Here is a 17,435-nt window from a genome sequence, read left to right on the forward strand (position 1 = left end):
GAAGCGTGTCGGCGGAGTGCAACCGCACTGATGCTTCGTTTTGCGGCTGGGCGGCTGGCTCAGCTTTCGGCTTTGGCTTTAATCGCCGAAACCACCGCACGCAGGCCGTTGCCCCGGGACGGGCTCAGGTGGTTGAGCAGCTGCAGCTCCTCAAAGTAGGTATCCATATCAAATGCGGCGATCTCGGCGCTGGTCTTGTTGCTGATCGCGGCCAGCACCACCGCCATCAGGCCTTTGACGATGCGGGCATCGGAGTCGCAGTGAAACTGCCAGCGTTCCTGTGCATCCTGCTCAGCCAGCAGCCATGCCTGGCTTTCACAGCCGTGAATGGCGTTGGCATCGACCCTGTGCTCCTCTGCCAGGGGCGGTAGCTGTTTGGCCAGTTTAATCAGCTGCTTGTAGCGGGCTTCCCAGCCCTGAGCGGCGGCGAACAGGGCGCGCACTTCGGCGTCGGTGATCTCGGTACCAAAGGGATGGGTCATTACAGCAGCTCCCGGGCCTTGTCGATGCCGGCCAGCAGGGCGGTCACGTCATCGGCGGTGTTATAAAAAGAAAAGGAGGCGCGAACCGTGCCGTTTTTCAGCCCAAGGGCCTGCATCAGCGGCATGGCACAGTGGTGACCGGTGCGTACCGCAATGCCCTGCATGTCGAGCAGGGTGGCCAGATCCTGCGGGTGGACTTCGTCCATGGTAAACGACACTGCCCCGGCCTGAGGGCGGCCAATCACGCGAATATCATTCATGGCAGCCAGCCCATTCAGCAGTTGCGTCAGCAGCTCATGCTCGTGGCGCTGCAGTGCGGCTCTGTCCAAGTCCAGCAGGTAGTCTACTGCCGCGCCAAGCGCAATGGCACCGGCAATATTGGGGGTGCCTGCCTCGAACTTGAACGGCGCTTCGGCAAACTGAGTGTGCTCAAAGCTGACGGTTTTGATCATCTCGCCACCGGTCTGCCAGGGGGGCATCTTTTTCAGCCACTCGGTTTTGCCATAGAGCACGCCAATGCCGGTGGGCGCAAACATCTTGTGGCCGGAAAAAGCGTAAAAGTCACAGCCTAATGCCTGCACATTCACCGGAAAATGCCCCACCGCCTGAGCGCCGTCAATCAGGGTCACGGCACCCACGGCTTTCGCCATGGCAATCAGCTTGGCCACCGGATTGACCTGGCCCAGGGCGTTGGACACATGGCCCACGGCCAGGAGCCGGGTGCGTTCGTTAATCAGTTGCTCAGCAGCGGCCATGTCCAGCTCGGCGCTGTCGGTAAAGGGAATCACCCTGAGCACGGCACCGGTGGCGGCGGCCACCTGCTGCCAGGGCACGATATTGGCGTGGTGCTCCGAGGCGGACACCAGTATTTCGTCACCGGCGTTCAGAAAATGCCGGCCAAAACAGAACGCCACCAGGTTAATGGCTTCTGTAGTGCCGCGCGTCCAGATAATCTCTCTGGGCGAGGGGGCATGAATAAAGCGCGCCACTTTTTCCCGGGCCTGCTCAAAGGCGCGGGTGGCCTGGCCGCTCAGGGCATGAGAGGCTCTGTGCACATTGGCGTTGGTATCCCGGTAGTAATGATTGAGCGCATCCAGCACGGCCTGTGGCTTTTGGGTGGTGGCGGCATTATCGAGATACACCAGCGAATGGCCGTTAACGATTTGCGCCAGGGTAGGGAAGTCGCGTCTGAGTACTCGAATATCCACGATTATGCATAACCATTAGAAAAAACTGTCAGGATCATGAGCCAAACCCAAGCCGATGACAAGGCGGCCTTCACCCCGAGCGCCCATGGCGGTAAAATCACCGACCTTTAAGTTATTACCAAGCCAGCTGCTGGATATGAGCGGAAGGGCGAAGGAGGCGGTTTCACGACCGATCAAATGCCATGGCCGAAAATTGCTCCTGCATTTTCGGCATTCCCGCCATCCATGGCGGTCAGACGCATTTGCCGAGCGTTACATGGGGCGAGTTTGCTCGCCGTGACGAGCTCATGAAGCCTGACCGAACATCCAGTGAATGTTCGCAGCAGGCTTCATGAGGGAGTGGCATTTATTGAAGCGTGTCGTGAAACTGTTCCTTTGCCCTGAGTGCCAGCAGTCACCGTCAGCGCACACAGGAGCCGCCATGAAATTAAACCCCGCCCAGGATGAAGCCGTTCGCTACATTGCCGGCCCCTGCCTGGTGCTGGCCGGTGCCGGCTCCGGCAAGACCCGGGTGATCACCAACAAAATCGCCTATCTGGTGCGCCAGTGCGACTATTCCGCCCGGCATATTGCCGCCGTCACCTTTACCAACAAGGCGGCGCGGGAAATGAAGGAGCGGGTGGCGCAAACCCTGGGCAAGAGCGAAGCCCGCGGCCTGATGGTGTCCACCTTTCATACTCTTGGGCTGGACATTATTCGCCGTGAGCACAAGACCCTGGGGTTAAAAGCAGGCTTTTCCCTGTTTGACGATCAGGATCAGCTGGCGCTGATCCGAGAGCTGACCGAAAAGGAGCTGGAAGGGGACAAGGAAAGGCTCTCCCGGCTGCTGAGTGCCATTTCCAACTGGAAAAACGATCTGGTGCTGCCGTCCCGTGCCGCCCGGCTGGCCACCGATGCCGAAACCGTGCTGTTCGCCCAGTGCTACGAGCGCTATCAGCGGCACATGAAGGCCTATAACGCCCTGGACTTTGACGATCTCATTCTGATGCCCACCCTGCTGCTCAAGACCAACGCCGAGGTGCGGGCCTACTGGCAGAACAAAATTCGCTACCTGCTGGTGGATGAATATCAGGATACCAACACCAGCCAGTATGAGCTAGTCAAGCTGATTGCCGGCGAGCGCGCCCGCTTTACCGTGGTGGGCGACGACGATCAGTCCATCTACTCCTGGCGCGGTGCCCGGCCCCAGAACCTGGTGCTGCTGAAGGAAGATTACCCCAGCCTGAAAGTGATCAAGCTGCAGCAGAACTATCGCTCCCGGGGGCGTATTCTGCAGTGCGCCAATATTCTGATCGCCAACAACCCCCATGTGTTCGAGAAAGAGCTGTTCTCGGAAATGGAATACGAGGCTTCGGTCAGAGTGCTGTTTGCCAAAAGCGAAGAGCACGAAGCGGAGCGGGTGGTGGCCGAGATCATGGGCCACAAATTTATGAACGCCAGCAAGTTCGGCGACTACGCCATTCTGTACCGGGGCAATCATCAGTCCCGGCTGCTGGAAAAGGCGCTGATGACCAACCGCATTCCCTACAAGATCAGCGGCGGTACCTCGTTTTTCTCCCGCACCGAGATCAAGGACATCATGGCCTATCTGCGGCTGCTGGTGAATCCGGACGACGACAACGCCTTTCTGCGGGTGGTGAACACGCCCCGGCGGGAAATTGGTCCCACTACCCTGGAAAAGCTGGGCACCTATGCCAACGGCCGGGGCAAAAGCCTGTTTGCTGCCAGCTTTGAGCTGGGGCTGGAGCAGACGCTCACCGGCCGCGGCCTGGTGGCGGTGCGTGCCTTCAGCGACTGGCTGGTGCGACTGGGGGATGAGGCCGCCCGGGGCAACGCGGTGGAAGCGGTGCGCGACATGATCAAGGACATTCACTATGAGGAATGGCTGTATGAAAGCTCGCCCAGCCCCCGGGCCGCTGAAATGCGCATGCAGAACGTGTCCACCCTGTTCAAGTGGGTCAGCCAGATGCTGGAAGGCTCGGATCTGGAAGAGGCCATGACACTGCCGCAAGTGGTTACCCGCCTGACCCTGCGCGACATGATGGAGCGGGGCGAAGATGAGGACGACGGCGAGCAGGTACAGCTGATGACCCTGCACGCCTCCAAGGGCCTGGAGTTTCCCTTTGTGTTTATGGTGGGCATGGAAGAAGGCCTGCTGCCGCACCAGAGCAGCATTGACGAAGACAACATAGAGGAAGAGCGGCGGCTGGCCTACGTGGGCATCACCCGGGCCCAGCAGGCGCTGACCTTTACCCTGTGCCGGGAGCGGCGGCAATACGGTGAAACCATTCGCCCCGAGCCCAGCCGGTTTTTGCTGGAACTGCCCCAGCAGGATCTGGACTGGGAGCACAACCGCAAACCCCAGAGCGAAGGCGAACGCATGCAAAAGGGCCAGGCCGGCGTGGCCAGCCTGCGGGCCATGTTCAAGAAATAGCCATCAACCGAAAAGACAGCCATCAGCGGTAAGCTGTCAGTAAAACCATTGGTGCTGACGAGGGACGTACAAGGCAGGGAAACTTCGCTCGTGCTTGCACACAATGCAAATCTTGCCCGAAGCAGTAGCGGGGATTGCCGGAGCCGACCGTCATCATGCCATGGATGGCATGTGCCGAGCGCCCCGGGGAAGGGCTTGAAGCGTGTCGGCGGAGTGCAGCCGCGCTGCTGCTTCTTGCGACAGGCATAAAAAAGCCGCATTGCTGCGGCTTTTCACGTTACTGATGGTCGCGCTCAGATTGCGTCCAGCATATAGTCAATGGCGTTACCAATCTCCTCATCGGAGCAGTTGCCACAGGCACCACGGGCGGGCATGGCGTTAAAGCCATTAATCGCGTGGCTCAGCAGGGTATCGCGACCCTTGTCAACGCGGGGGCCCCAGGCAGCAGCATCACCTTTTACCGGCGCACCGGCGGCACCGGTGCCATGGCAGGCGGCGCAAGCGGCGTTATACACGGCTTCACCACTGCGGGGAGCAGCAGGTTCGCCGCTGTCACCACCGGCGGCGGCAGTGTCGATAATGCCTTCCAGATCGGCGGCAGAATACACACTGCCCACCGGCTTGGTGCGCTCGGCAACAGCTTCAGGCGACATATCATTGGCGGCGTAGGCCATACCACTCAGTGAAGCAGCGGCAACACCGGCAAGCAACAGGTTTCTAAACAGGCTCACCTTTTCATTCTCCCAGTTGGCTTTCATTATTTTTCCATTCAACCCGGCGAGTATACCCCAAGAATCATGGCCATTAAATGCTCCAACCATACCAACATCAGGGAATATCCCGAGATGAGAGCGGGGTTTACGTTACCGGCTTTGTGATACTATACAGATGTCTTGATATCAAAATGGCTTCCTGGAAGAACCAATAACAATGAACCATAACCACACGCACTCATCAGACAACATCATGGATCAAATTGACCGTATCGTCACGCTTTGGCACCGGGCCCGCCCGGATCTCAGTTTTAACAGCACTGAGGTCATTGGCCGTGTAGTAAGGCTGGAATACTTTATTACCCGCCGGGTACTGCAGGATCTGGCCCATTACGACCTGAACGTAGGTGAATTCGACGTGCTGGCGGCGCTGCGCCGGCATCCGCCCAGTTTTCAGCTGTCTCCTAATCAGTTGCAGTCCATGGTACTGATTTCATCCGGCGCTCTTACCAACCGCATTAACCGGCTGGAAAGCCGGGGGCTGGTTACCCGGGCGCAGGCAGATCATGATCGCCGGGGCGTAATCGTCACTCTCACCGATGAAGGCTACAAGGTAGTGGAAGAGGCGGTAAAACATCACCTGGCGGCAGAAGCCGAGCTGGCGGCAGCCCTTACTGAAGAAGAGCAGCAACAGTTTGCCGCTCTGCTGAAGAAAATGCTGCTGTCGGTTGAAGACTGATCCCTGTTTTTATCACATACTCAATTGGTGACATATTTTTGTAAAATTTGTCGCCAATTTGTCATTCTCCGCCAATACTCAAACTAGATCTGTGTCAGGTTGCTGCAACCGGCACAACTCCAGTCGTGTTCAGGAGGTTTATTTAAATGAAATTATACTTCAAGCCCGGTGCCTGCTCTCTGGCTCCGCACATAGTGCTGTGCTGGATGGAGCAGCCCTTTGAGCTGGAGCCGGCCAACACTCAGGATCCGGAGTTTGTAAAAATCAATTACATGTCGGCGGTGCCGGTACTGATGACAGACGACATGGGGGCCTTGTATCAGACCAGTGCCATTCTGCGTTATCTGGCCCGCTTACCTGCCGGTGAGCACCTGGGGCCCATTAACGATCCCGTGCTGCAGTATCAGTGTGATTACTGGCTAAGCTTTTTTAACACCGACGTTTACCGCGTTATGGTGCCCTGGTTTGCCCCACACAAACTGACCACAGACACTACGGATGCCGCTCATGATGCCATCAAGGCAGCGGTGCCCGAGCGTATCGCCCCCTGGATGCAGCGCATGGACAATCATCTGGCCAGCCGCACCTGGTATATGGACGAGCACAAAAGCATAGTGGATGCCTGTGCCTTTGTGTTTGAGCTCTGGGCCACACAAATTCTGCCTGATGGCTTAAGCAACTACCCGCATGTTGCCCGGCACTTTCAGGATCTGAACGAAGACGCCGGTGTGCGTCGCGCCCTCAGTGCAGAAGGCCTTAACCTTTAACGTGTCACTATCAGGGCCGTGCCAATCACTGTGACCAGGGCGCCCACCCAGGCGCCACTGGCAGGGCGGCGCTTCATGATCAGCCACAACAGCGGCAGCACCAGCACCGGGCTTACCGAACTCAGCATGGCCACCATGCCCACCTCACCATGGCGCAGTGCCAGCAAAATCAGGGTCATGCCCACGCCCATGGCCAGAAAAGCATTCAGCGCCACCATGCCAAACACCGGCCAGTTAATGCGCTGCAGGGGTTTGGCCACCGCCAGCCCGCACCACAGCAGTGCCATATGAGCGGCAAAGGCGGTGGTCATGCGTACTGCCGAGGCCGCTACCGGATCCACATTGCCTTCCATTACCGGCTTGACCATTAACGTGGCCACCGACTGACACAGCGCCGACAGCAGGCCAAGGGCAATGCCTGGCCAGAGGCTGCCGTTGTCCTGCTCCCAGGCATGGGTTTCATTGCCGCGCTTGCCAAAGAAAATGGCGGTCATGACACCGCCCACCAGCAGTACGCCGCCGGCCAGTGCCTGCGCGCCAATGCGTTCATCAAACAGGGCAAACCCCAGCACCACGGAAAAGAGCGCATGAGTGGCAAACAGCACACTGGCCCGGCGTGGACCCAGCCGGTTCATGGCGGCATAAAGTGCGGTATCACCGATAAAAATGCCAATCAGGCCAGAAGCCGCCATGACGCCCAGTGCCGGCGTACTCAGGCTGGCCCAGCCGCCGGTGACCATGGCGGCGGTCCATAACATCAGGCTGACACAGAACATGCGCCAGCGGGAATAGGCAAACGCCCCCAGATAGCGGGCGGCACTGGCAGACAGCAAACTGGACACTGCCCAGCAGGCAGCGGCTGCCAGGGCAAGAAAGTCGTAGGAAAATGGCATAATAAGCGGCGCTGGAAATGAAAGCATCAGTCTAGCAAGTTTTGGGCCGGCACCAAGCGAGTTTGCCTTTGGCCGGTATAGCGGTGCTAATATTTGTCATTTATTGAAATTTCAAGGGCTTCCATGCGCATTCTGCACACCTCCGACTGGCACCTGGGCCAGCATTTTATGGGCAAAACCCGGCTGAATGAACACGCCGCCTTTCTCAACTGGCTGGTGGCTCAGGTAGAGCAGTACCAGATTGATGCCGTGCTGGTAGCGGGTGATATCTTTGATACCGGCACGCCTCCCAGTTATGCCCGTGAGCTTTATCATAATTTTGTGGTGCAGATCAGCCGCAGCGGTGCCAGCCTGGTGCTGCTGGGAGGTAACCACGACTCTGTGGCCATGCTCAATGAATCCCGTGAGTTGCTGGGTGCGCTGAATGTTCGGGTGATCCCCGGGGCCATGGCCGAGCCTGAACAGCAGATTATTACGCTGGCCAACCGCGCCGGCGAGCCCGGTGCCGTACTCTGTGCCATTCCTTTTTTGCGCCCGCGGGATCTGCTGGAAAGCCGGGCCGGCGACAGTGCCGATGACAAGGGCCGTGCCCTGCAACAGGCCATTGCCGCGCACTATCAGCAGTTGTATGAGCAGGCCCGGGCACAAAATGCCGGTCTGCCCATTGTGGCCACCGGCCACCTCACCACGGTGGGGGCCAGCCGCACTGATTCGGTGCGTGACATTTATATCGGTACCCTGGAGGCTTTTCCTGCCAGCGCCTTTCCTGCCGCTGACTATATTGCACTCGGGCATATACACAGGCCGCAAAAGGTGGGGGGCTGTGAGCATATTCGCTACAGCGGCTCGCCCCTGACCCTGAGCTTTGATGAGACCGGCCAGCAAAAAGAGGTGTTGCTGGTAGATCTGTCGAATCGCGGCCTGGAAAGCGTCACTCCTGTGCCGGTGCCGGTGTTTCAGCCCATGGCAAGAGTGGCAGGTTCACTGAACGAGCTGGCTGAGCGTTTGCCCGAGGCCGCCCGGGCAGGCACTGACACGCGGCCGGTATGGCTGGAAGTGACTGTGTCTGAAGACGATTACCTGAGTGATCTGCAGCCCAGGGTGCAGGCCCTGAGCGAGGGGCTGAATGCCGAGGTGCTGCTGGTGCGCCGGGAGCGCCAGGGGCGCAATGCTGCCTTGCTGGCGGAGCAGAAAGAAACCCTGAGCGAACTGACCCCAACTCAGGTATTTGAACGGCGGCTGGCGCAGGAAACCCTGAATGAGCACGACCTGTGTGAACTGAACCAGCTCTATGCTCAGGTGCTGGCCAGTCTGGAGGAGCAAGCATGAAAATTCTGAGCCTCAGGCTGAAAAATCTGAACTCCCTGCAGGGCGAGTGGAAAATTGACTTTACTCAGTCGCCCTTTGCCGACAGCGGACTGTTTGCCATTACCGGCCCCACCGGGGCGGGCAAAACCACGCTGCTCGATGCCATTTGTCTGGCGCTCTATCACCAGACGCCACGAATGAAAACCGTCTCTGCGGGCAGCAACGAGCTGATGACCCGGCACACCGCCGATTGTCTGGCAGAAGTGGAGTTTGAGGTAAAGGGCGAGGGCTACCGGGCCTTCTGGAGTCAGCGCCGGGCCAGAAGCCAGGTTGGTGGCAAACTGCAGGCGCCCCGTGTTGAGCTGGCAAAGCGCAGCGGTGAAATTCTGACCGATAAAATCAATGACAAGCTCAGGCTGACCGAAATGCTCACCGGTCTCGACTTTGGCCGCTTTACCAAGTCGATGATGCTGGCCCAGGGCGGTTTTGCCGCCTTTCTGCATGCGGATGCCAACGAGCGTGCCGAGCTGCTGGAAGAGCTGACTGGCACCGACATTTACGCCCGTATTTCCCAGCGGGTGTTTGAACAGACCCGGGAGCACAAACAGGCGCTGGCCGAGCAGGAAGCGCAAGTTAAAGGCGTGGCTCTGCTGGGTGAGGAGGAGCGTGGCGAAATTGAACGCCAGCGCACCGGGACGGCTCAGCAGCTGAGTGAAGTGCTGCAGGCATTGCAGCGCACCCGGACCGCGTTGGTACAGCGCCAGCAGTGGGATCGGAATGAGCAGCAACTGGTGCAGGCCAGCCAGGCACACCAACAGGCGCAGGCCGCGTTGAACGAGGCGGCCCCTGAACAGCTGGCGCTGGAGCAAAGCGAGCCGGCTGCCCGCTTGTATGTGCAGTGGCAGCAACGCCAGCAGCATCAGCAGCAACAACAAGTCCTCGGCCATCGAATAAGCGAGCGTCAGGCTGAGCTGGGCCGGCTGACACAAGAGCAGCAGGTGTGCCACTGGCGCGGCCTTTCATTCAGCCGGCAGCATCATCAGGCACTGCAGCAGCAGGATCAGGCTCTGGAGCAACAACAGCAGCAGCTTGCCGACGCCATGGCGGCCAATCCTGCCGGTGAGCAGCTGGGAGAGCAGCTGGCCGGCTGGCGGGGTGATATTAAACAGCTGGATAAACTGCACCAGCAAATACAACAGCTTACGGCACAGCACCAGCAACACGGCCAGCAGCAACACCAGCTGGCGCAACAACAACAGGTACTGCAGCAGCAACAGCAGCAGGCCAGCCAGGCTGAGCAAACCGCGCAGGCGCGCTGCCGGCAGCAGCAGGATGCACTGGCCGGCGTGCTTGGCCATGCCACTGAAGCGGAGTTAAAAGCACAATGGCAGGCGCTGCGCAGCCAGCAGCCGCACTGGCTGGCCCTGGAGCAAACCGCCGGGCAACTGCAGGAGCTGAAACAGGAGCAACAACAGCAGCAGCACACCCTGAACCGGCTGACACCACAATGGCAGCAGGGCGAGCAGCAACTTGAGCAAACCCGGGAGCAATATCGTCAGCTGCAGGAGCAAATAAAAGACAAGACCCGGCTGCTGGAACAGGAGCAGCTGATCCGCTCCCTTGAGCAGCACAGGGCTCAGCTGCAGCCCGGCGATGCCTGTCCGCTCTGTGGCAGTGAGTCTCACCCGGCCATTGTCGCTTACCAAAACCTGAATAACAGCACTGCCGCCGAGCTGCAGCAAAAGCGCCATGAGCTGGAGCAGATCGAGCAGGCCGGTGCCTCGTTGCGCCACCAGCAGGCGGAGCACAAGGCGAAGCTGGATTATACCGGCCAGCGCCTGCAACAGCTGAGCAGCCGCCTTCACGAGCTGCAGGAAAAACAAACGGCGCTGTTACAGCAGCTGTCTCTTGATGCCAGCGACTGGCAATCTCAGCTGCAGGCGCGTCGCCAGCAGCTGGCTCAGCTTGAGCAACAGGCAGAGCAGCTTGAGGCGGCCAAAGCCGCGCTCCATCAGGCTGAGCAGGCCCGACAGGCGGCAGTGGCACAAACCGGCGAGCTGGCGCATCAGCAACAGCTGCTGACACAAAAAATGGACACTCTGCAGCAGGCACAGCAGCAGCTGCACAGCGACATTCAGGCCTGTGAGCAGCAGCGCTGCGAGCTGGAGCAGCAGCTGCTTGCCGGCATTGGTCATCAGCCCGGTAACTGGCAGGCCTGGCTCAGCCACACCGAGCAGCAATGGCAACAATGGCGGCAGCAGCAAAACAGCGTCAGTCAGCTGAAAGAGCAGCGCCAGCAGCTGGCCATGGCCCTTGGTGAAGCCGAACGCCGGCTGGCACACTGGCAGCAGGGCTGGGATCAGCTGGCCCTGCCTGATGATGCGCCGGTAACAGCCGCCGATCCGGACGCGGCAGCCAGTGAGGCTGAAATCCGGCTGGCCGAACTGAAAGATGCCCTGCAGCGTCAGCGTCTGCTGCTGGAGCAGGATCAACAGCAGGCCACAGAACTGCAGAAAACGCTGAACGAAGCCAACACCGGCTGGCAGCAGGCGCTGACCGACAGCCCCTTTGCCGATGAGGCAGCATTTCTGGCGGCACATCTGCCGGAGCCAGAGCGCCAGCGGCTGCAGGCACGGCTGCAGGCGTTGCAACAGGCGCTGGCACTGGCTGCCGACCGGCTGGCTCAGGCGCAGCAGGCAAAACAGCAGCTGGGAGACACAGCGCCGCCGGCGCTGGCCGAGCTGGAGCAGCAACAGCAAAACCAGCAACAGGCGCAAAATACCGCCCAGCAGCAACTGGGCCGGCTGGAAGAGCGCCTGGCGCACGATGCCGCTCAGCGTGAGCGCCAGCAAAGCCTGCTGCAGCACATTGAGCAGGGCCGTCAGCAACTGCAGCGCTGGGAGCAGCTCAATAGTCTGATTGGCGCTGCCGACGGTGCCCGTTATCGCCGTTTTGCTCAGGGTCTTACCCTCGAGCATCTGGTATATCTGGCCAACCGCCGGCTGGAGCGGCTGCACGGCCGTTACCGGCTGGCGCGCAATCATGCCGCCGAGCTGGAGCTGTCGGTCATTGACACCTGGCAGGCGGATGTAAGCCGGGATACCCAGACCCTGTCCGGTGGCGAAAGCTTTCTGGTGAGTCTGGCGCTGGCGCTGGCGTTGTCGGATCTGGTGAGCAGCAAAACCCGTATCGACTCGCTGTTTCTGGATGAAGGCTTTGGCACCCTGGATGCCGACACTCTGGAAGTGGCACTGGATGCGCTGGATGCGCTGAATGCCAGCGGCAAGATGATAGGCGTGATCAGCCATATAGATGCACTGAAAGAGCGGGTGCCGGTGCAGATAAAACTCAGCAAAGGGCAGGGCCTGGGCCTCAGCCGGCTGGCACCGGAATTTGCCTTCAAGGCCGAAGCATGAGCAACAAAAAAGCCGGAGCTTGGCTCCGGCTGTTGTTGTATTAACGTCAGGATTATTCTGCGGTAATCAGCGCCGGAATACCCGGCAGCATGCCCACCGCCGCCATAATGGCCAGCAGAATGACAAAGGTAATACCCGGAATCACCCAGCGGTCCATCAGACGCAGTTTCTTGCCGCGCTCCTTGTCACCAATCAGACCCAGGTTATCCAGCAGCATGGTCATGGACCAGCCAAATACCGGGTTAACAAACGCGGAGGCGAACACCACAATGCCGGCAGACTGGCTGCTGGTAGTGTTACGGGTCATCTGCATGCCCGCTTCCAGCAGTGGCATAAATACACCCACAATCAGCGCTACCCGCAACACCGGTGCCCACACCGCCAGATCCATGGGGTAACCCCAGAGTGCGGCAATCACACACAGAATGCCGGTCAGTACGGCACCCGCCGGAATGGGGCGCTTGGCAATGGCCGCCGGAATAATATAAGTCCCCCAGGAAGAGGCCAGATTACCGCCACCCAGCACACTGCCTACAGCCTGGCGTACCGAGGCCACACCCATGGTGTCGTCCACGTTCATCAGTACCTTGGTGGCTTTTTTGGGATAGTTCAGCTCCTGGAAAACCCGCTGGCCCATAAAGTCAGGAGACCACATGGCCACTGCCAGCACCGCAAAGGGCGCCACACTGACAAAGTGATGCAGCTCGGGCCAGCCCATCTGCCAGCCGGTGTTCTCACCCCACCAGTAAGACGGGCTCAGGTTGGGAATGCCGGGCTCGGTCACAAACTCAAAGGGCGCGCCCAGGGCAATGGCAATAATAAAGGCAATGCCGGAGCCCAGCGGAATGGACAGCCAGCGCATTTCCAGCCGGGCCAGCAGGGCATACATGATAATGGTGCTCAAAATGACCACAAAGGCGACGTAGCCCATATCAATGCCGTTGGCCCATGCGGTCAGTGCCTTGATCTGGCTGAGCAGGCCCATGGCCCCCAGATAAATCAGCAGGCCGCCGCGTACACCATCACTGGTGAGCGCCATCAGTTTACTGCCGCCTTTAGTTAAACTGAGAATTAAGCCAAACAGCCCCACCAGCAAGCCCAGCGCCAGCGGGTGCCCCCCCGAGGCTACAATCAGCGGGATCAGCGGAATCATGGGGCCGTGGGTGCCGGCCAGGTTGGCGTTGGGGTTAATAAAGCCCGAAAACAGAATCACGAACAGCAAGGCCGCTATCAGCATTTCAAAGCGAACGTTTTCTACTACAAAAGCGTCACTCAGCCCCAGCGGACCGGCAAAGGCCGCAACCACGGCGGCAACCATAACAATTTTGCCGATAGTCGCCGCCAGTGCCGGCACAAAATCTTCGAACTCAAAGCTGTAGTCACGAAATGGCAGGTTGATCCCCCAGCGGCGGGGCGACAATATAGACAGCTCATGCTCCAGATAGGCGGCCCGGCTGTCGAAATCTTTGCGGGGCTTGCGCTGGGAGCGGTAGGTCTGGGAGGGTGCGTCAGACATGATCATCTCCTCGATGAATAATACTTTCCCTGTTTAATCACAAGGCATGCTAGCGTCTGTTAACGAATGTAACTATTCGACATAAGTCTTAAAACATAACTGTTACATTCTTGATGCAAGACAAATCATTCAACGTGAAACGGAGATATTCATGATTACTCTGCATTATCTGGAAGACTCCCGCGCTCAGCGCATTCTGTGGTTGCTGGAAGAGCTGGACCTTGAATATGAGCTGGCCCGTTACTCCCGCAACGCCGGTTCAGGCCTTGCCCCCGATAGCCTGAAGCGTGTGCATGCCCTGGGCAAGTCACCGGTGATCACGGACGGCAACCTCACTCTGGCAGAGTCGGGTGCCATTGTGGATTATCTGGCCCAGCGTTACGGTGCAAAGCAGCTGTTGCCCGAGCACGGCACCGACACCTGGTGGGATTATGTGTACTGGCTGCACTATGCTGAAGGCTCGCTGATGCCGCCGCTGCTGATGCGCTTTGTGTTCGAGCGGGTAAAACAGGCTCCCATGCCGTTTTTTGTGAAGCCGCTGGTGAAAAAAATAGTGGCAGGTGTTAACAGTGCCTTTCTTGACAAGCAGATACATACTCACCTTAATTTTGTGGCGGATCACCTTGCCTGTCATGAATGGATGCTGGGTGAGCAGTTCAGTGCTGCCGATATTCAGATGAGTTTTCCGCTGGAAACCGTGATCAGCAACCCCGAGCTGGCCGACAGCTACCCCAGGCTGCAAGCTTATGTAGCGGCGCTGCAGGCCAGGCCAGCTTACCGTAAAGCCCTGAAAGCAGGCGGAGCCTATCGTTATGGCCCGGCTAATTGATGAGTACTATGTCAGCTGGTAGCATGACGGCTGACTATTTAACCTGTGAGTGAGAGCAATGGATGAGGTAAAAGATCTGGAAGGCTGGTTGTTGCCCTGGCTGAATCAATACGTTCCCCAGTTTGCCAAGCTGGCCTATACCGGTATTGCGCTGGCACTGATTGTTATCATTTCGCTGGGCATTCACTTTGTGCTGCACCGGGTGGTATTACGCTGGGTGGAAGGGCGCACCCGGGGCACGCAGCGCATCTGGCGGCGGGCCTTTTTTGAGCGCAAATTATTTGGCCGGCTGGCACTGACTCTGCAGGGCATCATTATTTACATACAAGCCGGGCTCTGGCTGAAAGGCGATACCATATTATTACCTGCCATTCAGACCGCGGTAAATATGTGGATCCTGCTCTACGCCTTATTATCGCTTTATTCCCTGCTGGATGCGTTGCTGGATATTTTTCGTCAGCGTCCGGCAATGCGGACTTTTCCGTTGCGGGGTATTTTTCAGAGTGTAAAACTGATTGCCAGCATCTTTATTGGTCTGCTGATTGTGTCCACCCTGATTGGCAAATCACCGGTGATCCTGCTGAGCGGTCTGGGTGCCATGACGGCTGTGCTGATGCTGGTATTTAAAGACCCCATCATGGGGCTGGTGGCGGGCATTCAGCTCTCTGCCAACGACATGCTGGCGGTGGGGGACTGGCTGGAAATGGGGCGTTACGGTGCCGACGGCGAAGTGATTGATATTGGCCTGACCACCGTAAAAGTACAGAACTGGGATCACACCATTACCACCATTCCCACTTATGCCCTTATTTCCGACTCCTTTAAAAACTGGCGGGGCATGAGCGAATCTGGCGGCCGGCGCATCAAGCGCAGCGTGCTGCTCGACGCCAGCAGCGTGCGCTTTCTTACCGAAGACGATATTCAGCGGCTGCAGAAGTCTCGCTTGCTCGGTGATTATCTGAATGAAAAAGTACAGGAAATCACACGTTATAACAGTGGAAAGCAGACAGACATGAGCCTGCTGGTGAATGGCCGGCGGCTGACCAACCTCGGCACCTTCAGAGCGTATCTTGGAGTGATGCTGCGCGAGCACCCGCATATCCATCAGCAAATGACCCTGATGGTGCGTCAGCTGGAAGCCAGCAGTAATGGTATTCCTGTTGAAATTTATGCGTTTACCAATACCACCAGCTGGGTAGTTTATGAGGGCATACAGTCTGATATTTTCGATCATATCTTTGCGGTGCTACCCGAGTTTGATCTGCGAGTACATCAAACTCCCACCGGTTATGATATGCGCATGCTGGCTCACCATGAGCAGCCAAAGCTGAAAAAGGTGATGTAAATAAAAAGGCCGGAATATTCCGGCCTTTTTTGTACGGTGTGATTACGGCTTGTTCGGATGGTTGGGATAGCTGGCAGTGCCCAGCACGCTGCCATTGAACTCCTTGCCATACTGGCTGTATCCACCGTGAAATTTTTCCACGGTTTCTTCCAGTGAGCCCTTGTTACGCGGATCTTGCGGGCGCTCCTGAGTGTCGAGATACATGGCCACGTCCCAGGCCTGCTGCTCGGTGAGTTTCTCGGGCTGCCCCAGGGGCATGTTTTTGTGAATAAAGTAAGCGGCCGTATTCACCCGCTGCATGCCGGCACCCCAGTTATAGGTGTCCGGCCCCCACAGCGGCGGGAATACATAGCGGTCATTCACTTTCTGACCTTCACCATTGGCACCATGACATACAGCACATTCCTGTGCATATACGGCTTTGCCACGGGTAATATCAGGCTCCTGCCCGGGGTCAGACAACTTGGGGTAGCCCCGGCCCGGCGTTTTCACTTCAGCGGTGCCGCCATTATCCAGATAAGCCTGCATAAAGGGGAAGTCATCACGTTTGCCGCCTTTTACCAGGTCCTCATCGCCGGGAATGGGCATGGTGGCCGGATCAAACTGTTCACCGGTCATGGTGCCCTGAGCCAGCCAGTAGGCGTAGGCAGACAAATCAACCAGCACCGGGTTCATATGCTCAGGCGGTGTTCCGTTCATGGAATACAGAAAGCAGCCCTGAATACGCTCTTCATAGCTGTTGATGCGGTCATTCTTTTTTCGGTAAGCGGGGTAACTCATATAAGCCGCCCACAGCGGCGCGGCATTTTCTTTTTTGCCGGCATCCATGTGGCAGTTGACGCAGTTAAGACCGTTACCGACAAACTCCGGAGACAGTGACTGAGTGTTAACAAAATAGTTATAGCCACGGATCACTCGCTCACCGAACTCACCTTCCGGCAGTTTGTCCCAGCCGGGAGGAGCCGGATATTCACCGGCCGCCTTGCCTACAGGGAGCTCTTCCTGAATGGCCAGTTTTTCCAGATTGGCCGGCTGAGCAGTGCTCTGGGCATGAGCTGCAGTGACACCAGCCAGTGTCAGGCCCAGCATAATGGCAGAAATTCGGTTCATGTTACTGACCTCCCAGGCTTGCGAAGTAGCTGGCAACGGCGGTAATTTCTTCTGCCGTCAGCTTTTTGGCTACCGGGGCCATCAGGCCGTGAGTGTCGGTAGCACGGCTGCCGCTTTGCCAGGCTTTAAGCTGGCTCTCTATATAGTCGGCGTGCTGGCCGGCCAGATGAGGAAATACCTCACCCACACCGACGCCTTCCGGTCCATGACAGGCCACACAACTTGGCAAATCACGCTGCCAGTCGCCCTGATAGGCCAGCTTTTCGCCCAGCTCCATGTGTTGTGGTGCCGGTTTTTCACCGCGAAAAGCCGGGTTGTCCGGCAGTGATACCGGCAGGCTGGCAAACCACTGACTGACGGCCTCAACACCGGCGTCGTCCAGCATCATGGCCATGGGCTTCATAATGGCATTATTGCGAGCTCCGCTCTGAAAGTGGCGCAGCTGCTCTGCCAGATAAGGAGCCGGCATACCGGCAATGGAAGGGGCCACATTGGCCATGCCAAGGCCGTTGGCCATATGACAACTGACACAGACACCCGCCTGTGGCGGCATTTCTGCCATCACAGGAAGTGCGCCGGCTCCCAGCAAAGCTCCCAGTAGTATGGTCTTGGTCATTGTTATTATCCTCGATTGGAGGTGGGTGTTACTCAGCGCTAATTCTAGAACCCGAACCC

The 17,435-nt window shown here is 58.1% G+C and carries 14 protein-coding genes; 7 read left to right on the forward strand and 7 right to left on the reverse strand.

Going from position 1 to position 17,435, the window contains the following annotated elements:
• Nucleotides 1–59 precede the first annotated feature (59 nt).
• Together csdE and N2M06_RS01810 are read right to left on the reverse strand one after the other, a co-directional pair.
• Complete coding sequence (csdE, locus tag N2M06_RS01805) at nt 60–482, reverse strand: cysteine desulfurase sulfur acceptor subunit CsdE (protein WP_346351407.1); 423 nt, start codon at nt 480–482, stop codon at nt 60–62.
• Nucleotides 482–1,696, reverse strand: a complete 1,215-nt coding sequence (locus N2M06_RS01810; RefSeq protein WP_346352146.1) for a SufS family cysteine desulfurase — start codon at nt 1,694–1,696, stop codon at nt 482–484. The genes csdE and N2M06_RS01810 overlap by 1 nt, the downstream gene beginning before the upstream one ends.
• 415 nt (nt 1,697–2,111) lie before the next feature.
• Here N2M06_RS01810 and rep point away from each other — a divergent pair, with 415 nt between their 5' ends.
• The gene (gene rep, locus N2M06_RS01815; protein WP_346351408.1) at nt 2,112–4,124 is read left to right on the forward strand and encodes a DNA helicase Rep; all 2,013 of its coding nucleotides are present in this window, start codon (nt 2,112–2,114) and stop codon (nt 4,122–4,124) included.
• 293 nt (nt 4,125–4,417) lie between these two features.
• On the opposite strand, the gene N2M06_RS01820 is transcribed toward rep, so the two are convergent.
• On the reverse strand, nt 4,418–4,882 hold the full coding sequence (locus N2M06_RS01820) for a c-type cytochrome (RefSeq protein ID WP_019935183.1): 465 nt from the start codon (nt 4,880–4,882) through the stop codon (nt 4,418–4,420).
• Between the two features lie 208 nt (nt 4,883–5,090).
• On the opposite strand from N2M06_RS01820, the gene N2M06_RS01825 reads away from it, so the two are divergent.
• Nucleotides 5,091–5,576 carry a MarR family transcriptional regulator gene (locus N2M06_RS01825; protein WP_019935182.1) on the forward strand — a complete coding sequence of 162 codons (486 nt, stop codon included), beginning with the start codon at nt 5,091–5,093 and terminating at the stop codon, nt 5,574–5,576.
• Between the two features lie 146 nt (nt 5,577–5,722).
• Complete coding sequence (locus tag N2M06_RS01830) at nt 5,723–6,343, forward strand: glutathione S-transferase N-terminal domain-containing protein (RefSeq protein ID WP_346351409.1); 621 nt, start codon at nt 5,723–5,725, stop codon at nt 6,341–6,343.
• Here the strand turns inward: N2M06_RS01830 and N2M06_RS01835 are convergent.
• A complete protein-coding gene (locus tag N2M06_RS01835; RefSeq protein ID WP_346351410.1) occupies nt 6,340–7,236 on the reverse strand; it encodes a DMT family transporter in 897 nt (298 codons plus the stop codon). The genes N2M06_RS01830 and N2M06_RS01835 overlap by 4 nt on opposite strands.
• Nucleotides 7,237–7,359: 123 nt before the next feature.
• Here N2M06_RS01835 and sbcD point away from each other — a divergent pair, with 123 nt between their 5' ends.
• On the forward strand, nt 7,360–8,565 hold the full coding sequence (sbcD, locus tag N2M06_RS01840; protein WP_346351411.1) for an exonuclease subunit SbcD: 1,206 nt from the start codon (nt 7,360–7,362) through the stop codon (nt 8,563–8,565).
• The gene (locus N2M06_RS01845) at nt 8,562–11,960 is read left to right on the forward strand and encodes an AAA family ATPase (RefSeq protein WP_346351412.1); all 3,399 of its coding nucleotides are present in this window, start codon (nt 8,562–8,564) and stop codon (nt 11,958–11,960) included. The genes sbcD and N2M06_RS01845 overlap by 4 nt, the downstream gene beginning before the upstream one ends.
• Before the next feature lie 52 nt (nt 11,961–12,012).
• On the opposite strand, the gene N2M06_RS01850 is transcribed toward N2M06_RS01845, so the two are convergent.
• The gene (locus N2M06_RS01850) at nt 12,013–13,476 is read right to left on the reverse strand and encodes a DUF3360 family protein (RefSeq protein ID WP_317074653.1); all 1,464 of its coding nucleotides are present in this window, start codon (nt 13,474–13,476) and stop codon (nt 12,013–12,015) included.
• A gap of 151 nt (nt 13,477–13,627) precedes the next feature.
• Between N2M06_RS01850 and N2M06_RS01855 the strand changes: the two genes are divergently transcribed.
• Both N2M06_RS01855 and N2M06_RS01860 read left to right on the forward strand, forming a co-directional pair.
• The gene (locus N2M06_RS01855; RefSeq protein ID WP_346351413.1) at nt 13,628–14,305 is read left to right on the forward strand and encodes a glutathione S-transferase; all 678 of its coding nucleotides are present in this window, start codon (nt 13,628–13,630) and stop codon (nt 14,303–14,305) included.
• 58 nt (nt 14,306–14,363) lie between these two features.
• Nucleotides 14,364–15,650 carry a mechanosensitive ion channel domain-containing protein gene (locus N2M06_RS01860; protein WP_346351414.1) on the forward strand — a complete coding sequence of 429 codons (1,287 nt, stop codon included), beginning with the start codon at nt 14,364–14,366 and terminating at the stop codon, nt 15,648–15,650.
• A 42-nt stretch (nt 15,651–15,692) separates the two neighbouring features.
• Here the strand turns inward: N2M06_RS01860 and N2M06_RS01865 are convergent, their stop codons facing one another.
• Together N2M06_RS01865 and N2M06_RS01870 are read right to left on the reverse strand one after the other, a co-directional pair.
• Entirely contained in the window at nt 15,693–16,760 is a 1,068-nt protein-coding gene (locus tag N2M06_RS01865; RefSeq protein WP_019935174.1) for a c-type cytochrome, read from the reverse strand.
• Nucleotide 16,761: 1 nt separating this feature from the next.
• Complete coding sequence (locus N2M06_RS01870) at nt 16,762–17,376, reverse strand: c-type cytochrome (protein ID WP_019935173.1); 615 nt, start codon at nt 17,374–17,376, stop codon at nt 16,762–16,764.
• Nucleotides 17,377–17,435: the final 59 nt, after the last annotated feature.

This window comes from Oceanimonas sp. AH20CE76 (assembly GCF_039654065.1).
Lineage (GTDB): Bacteria > Pseudomonadota > Gammaproteobacteria > Enterobacterales > Aeromonadaceae > Oceanimonas > Oceanimonas smirnovii.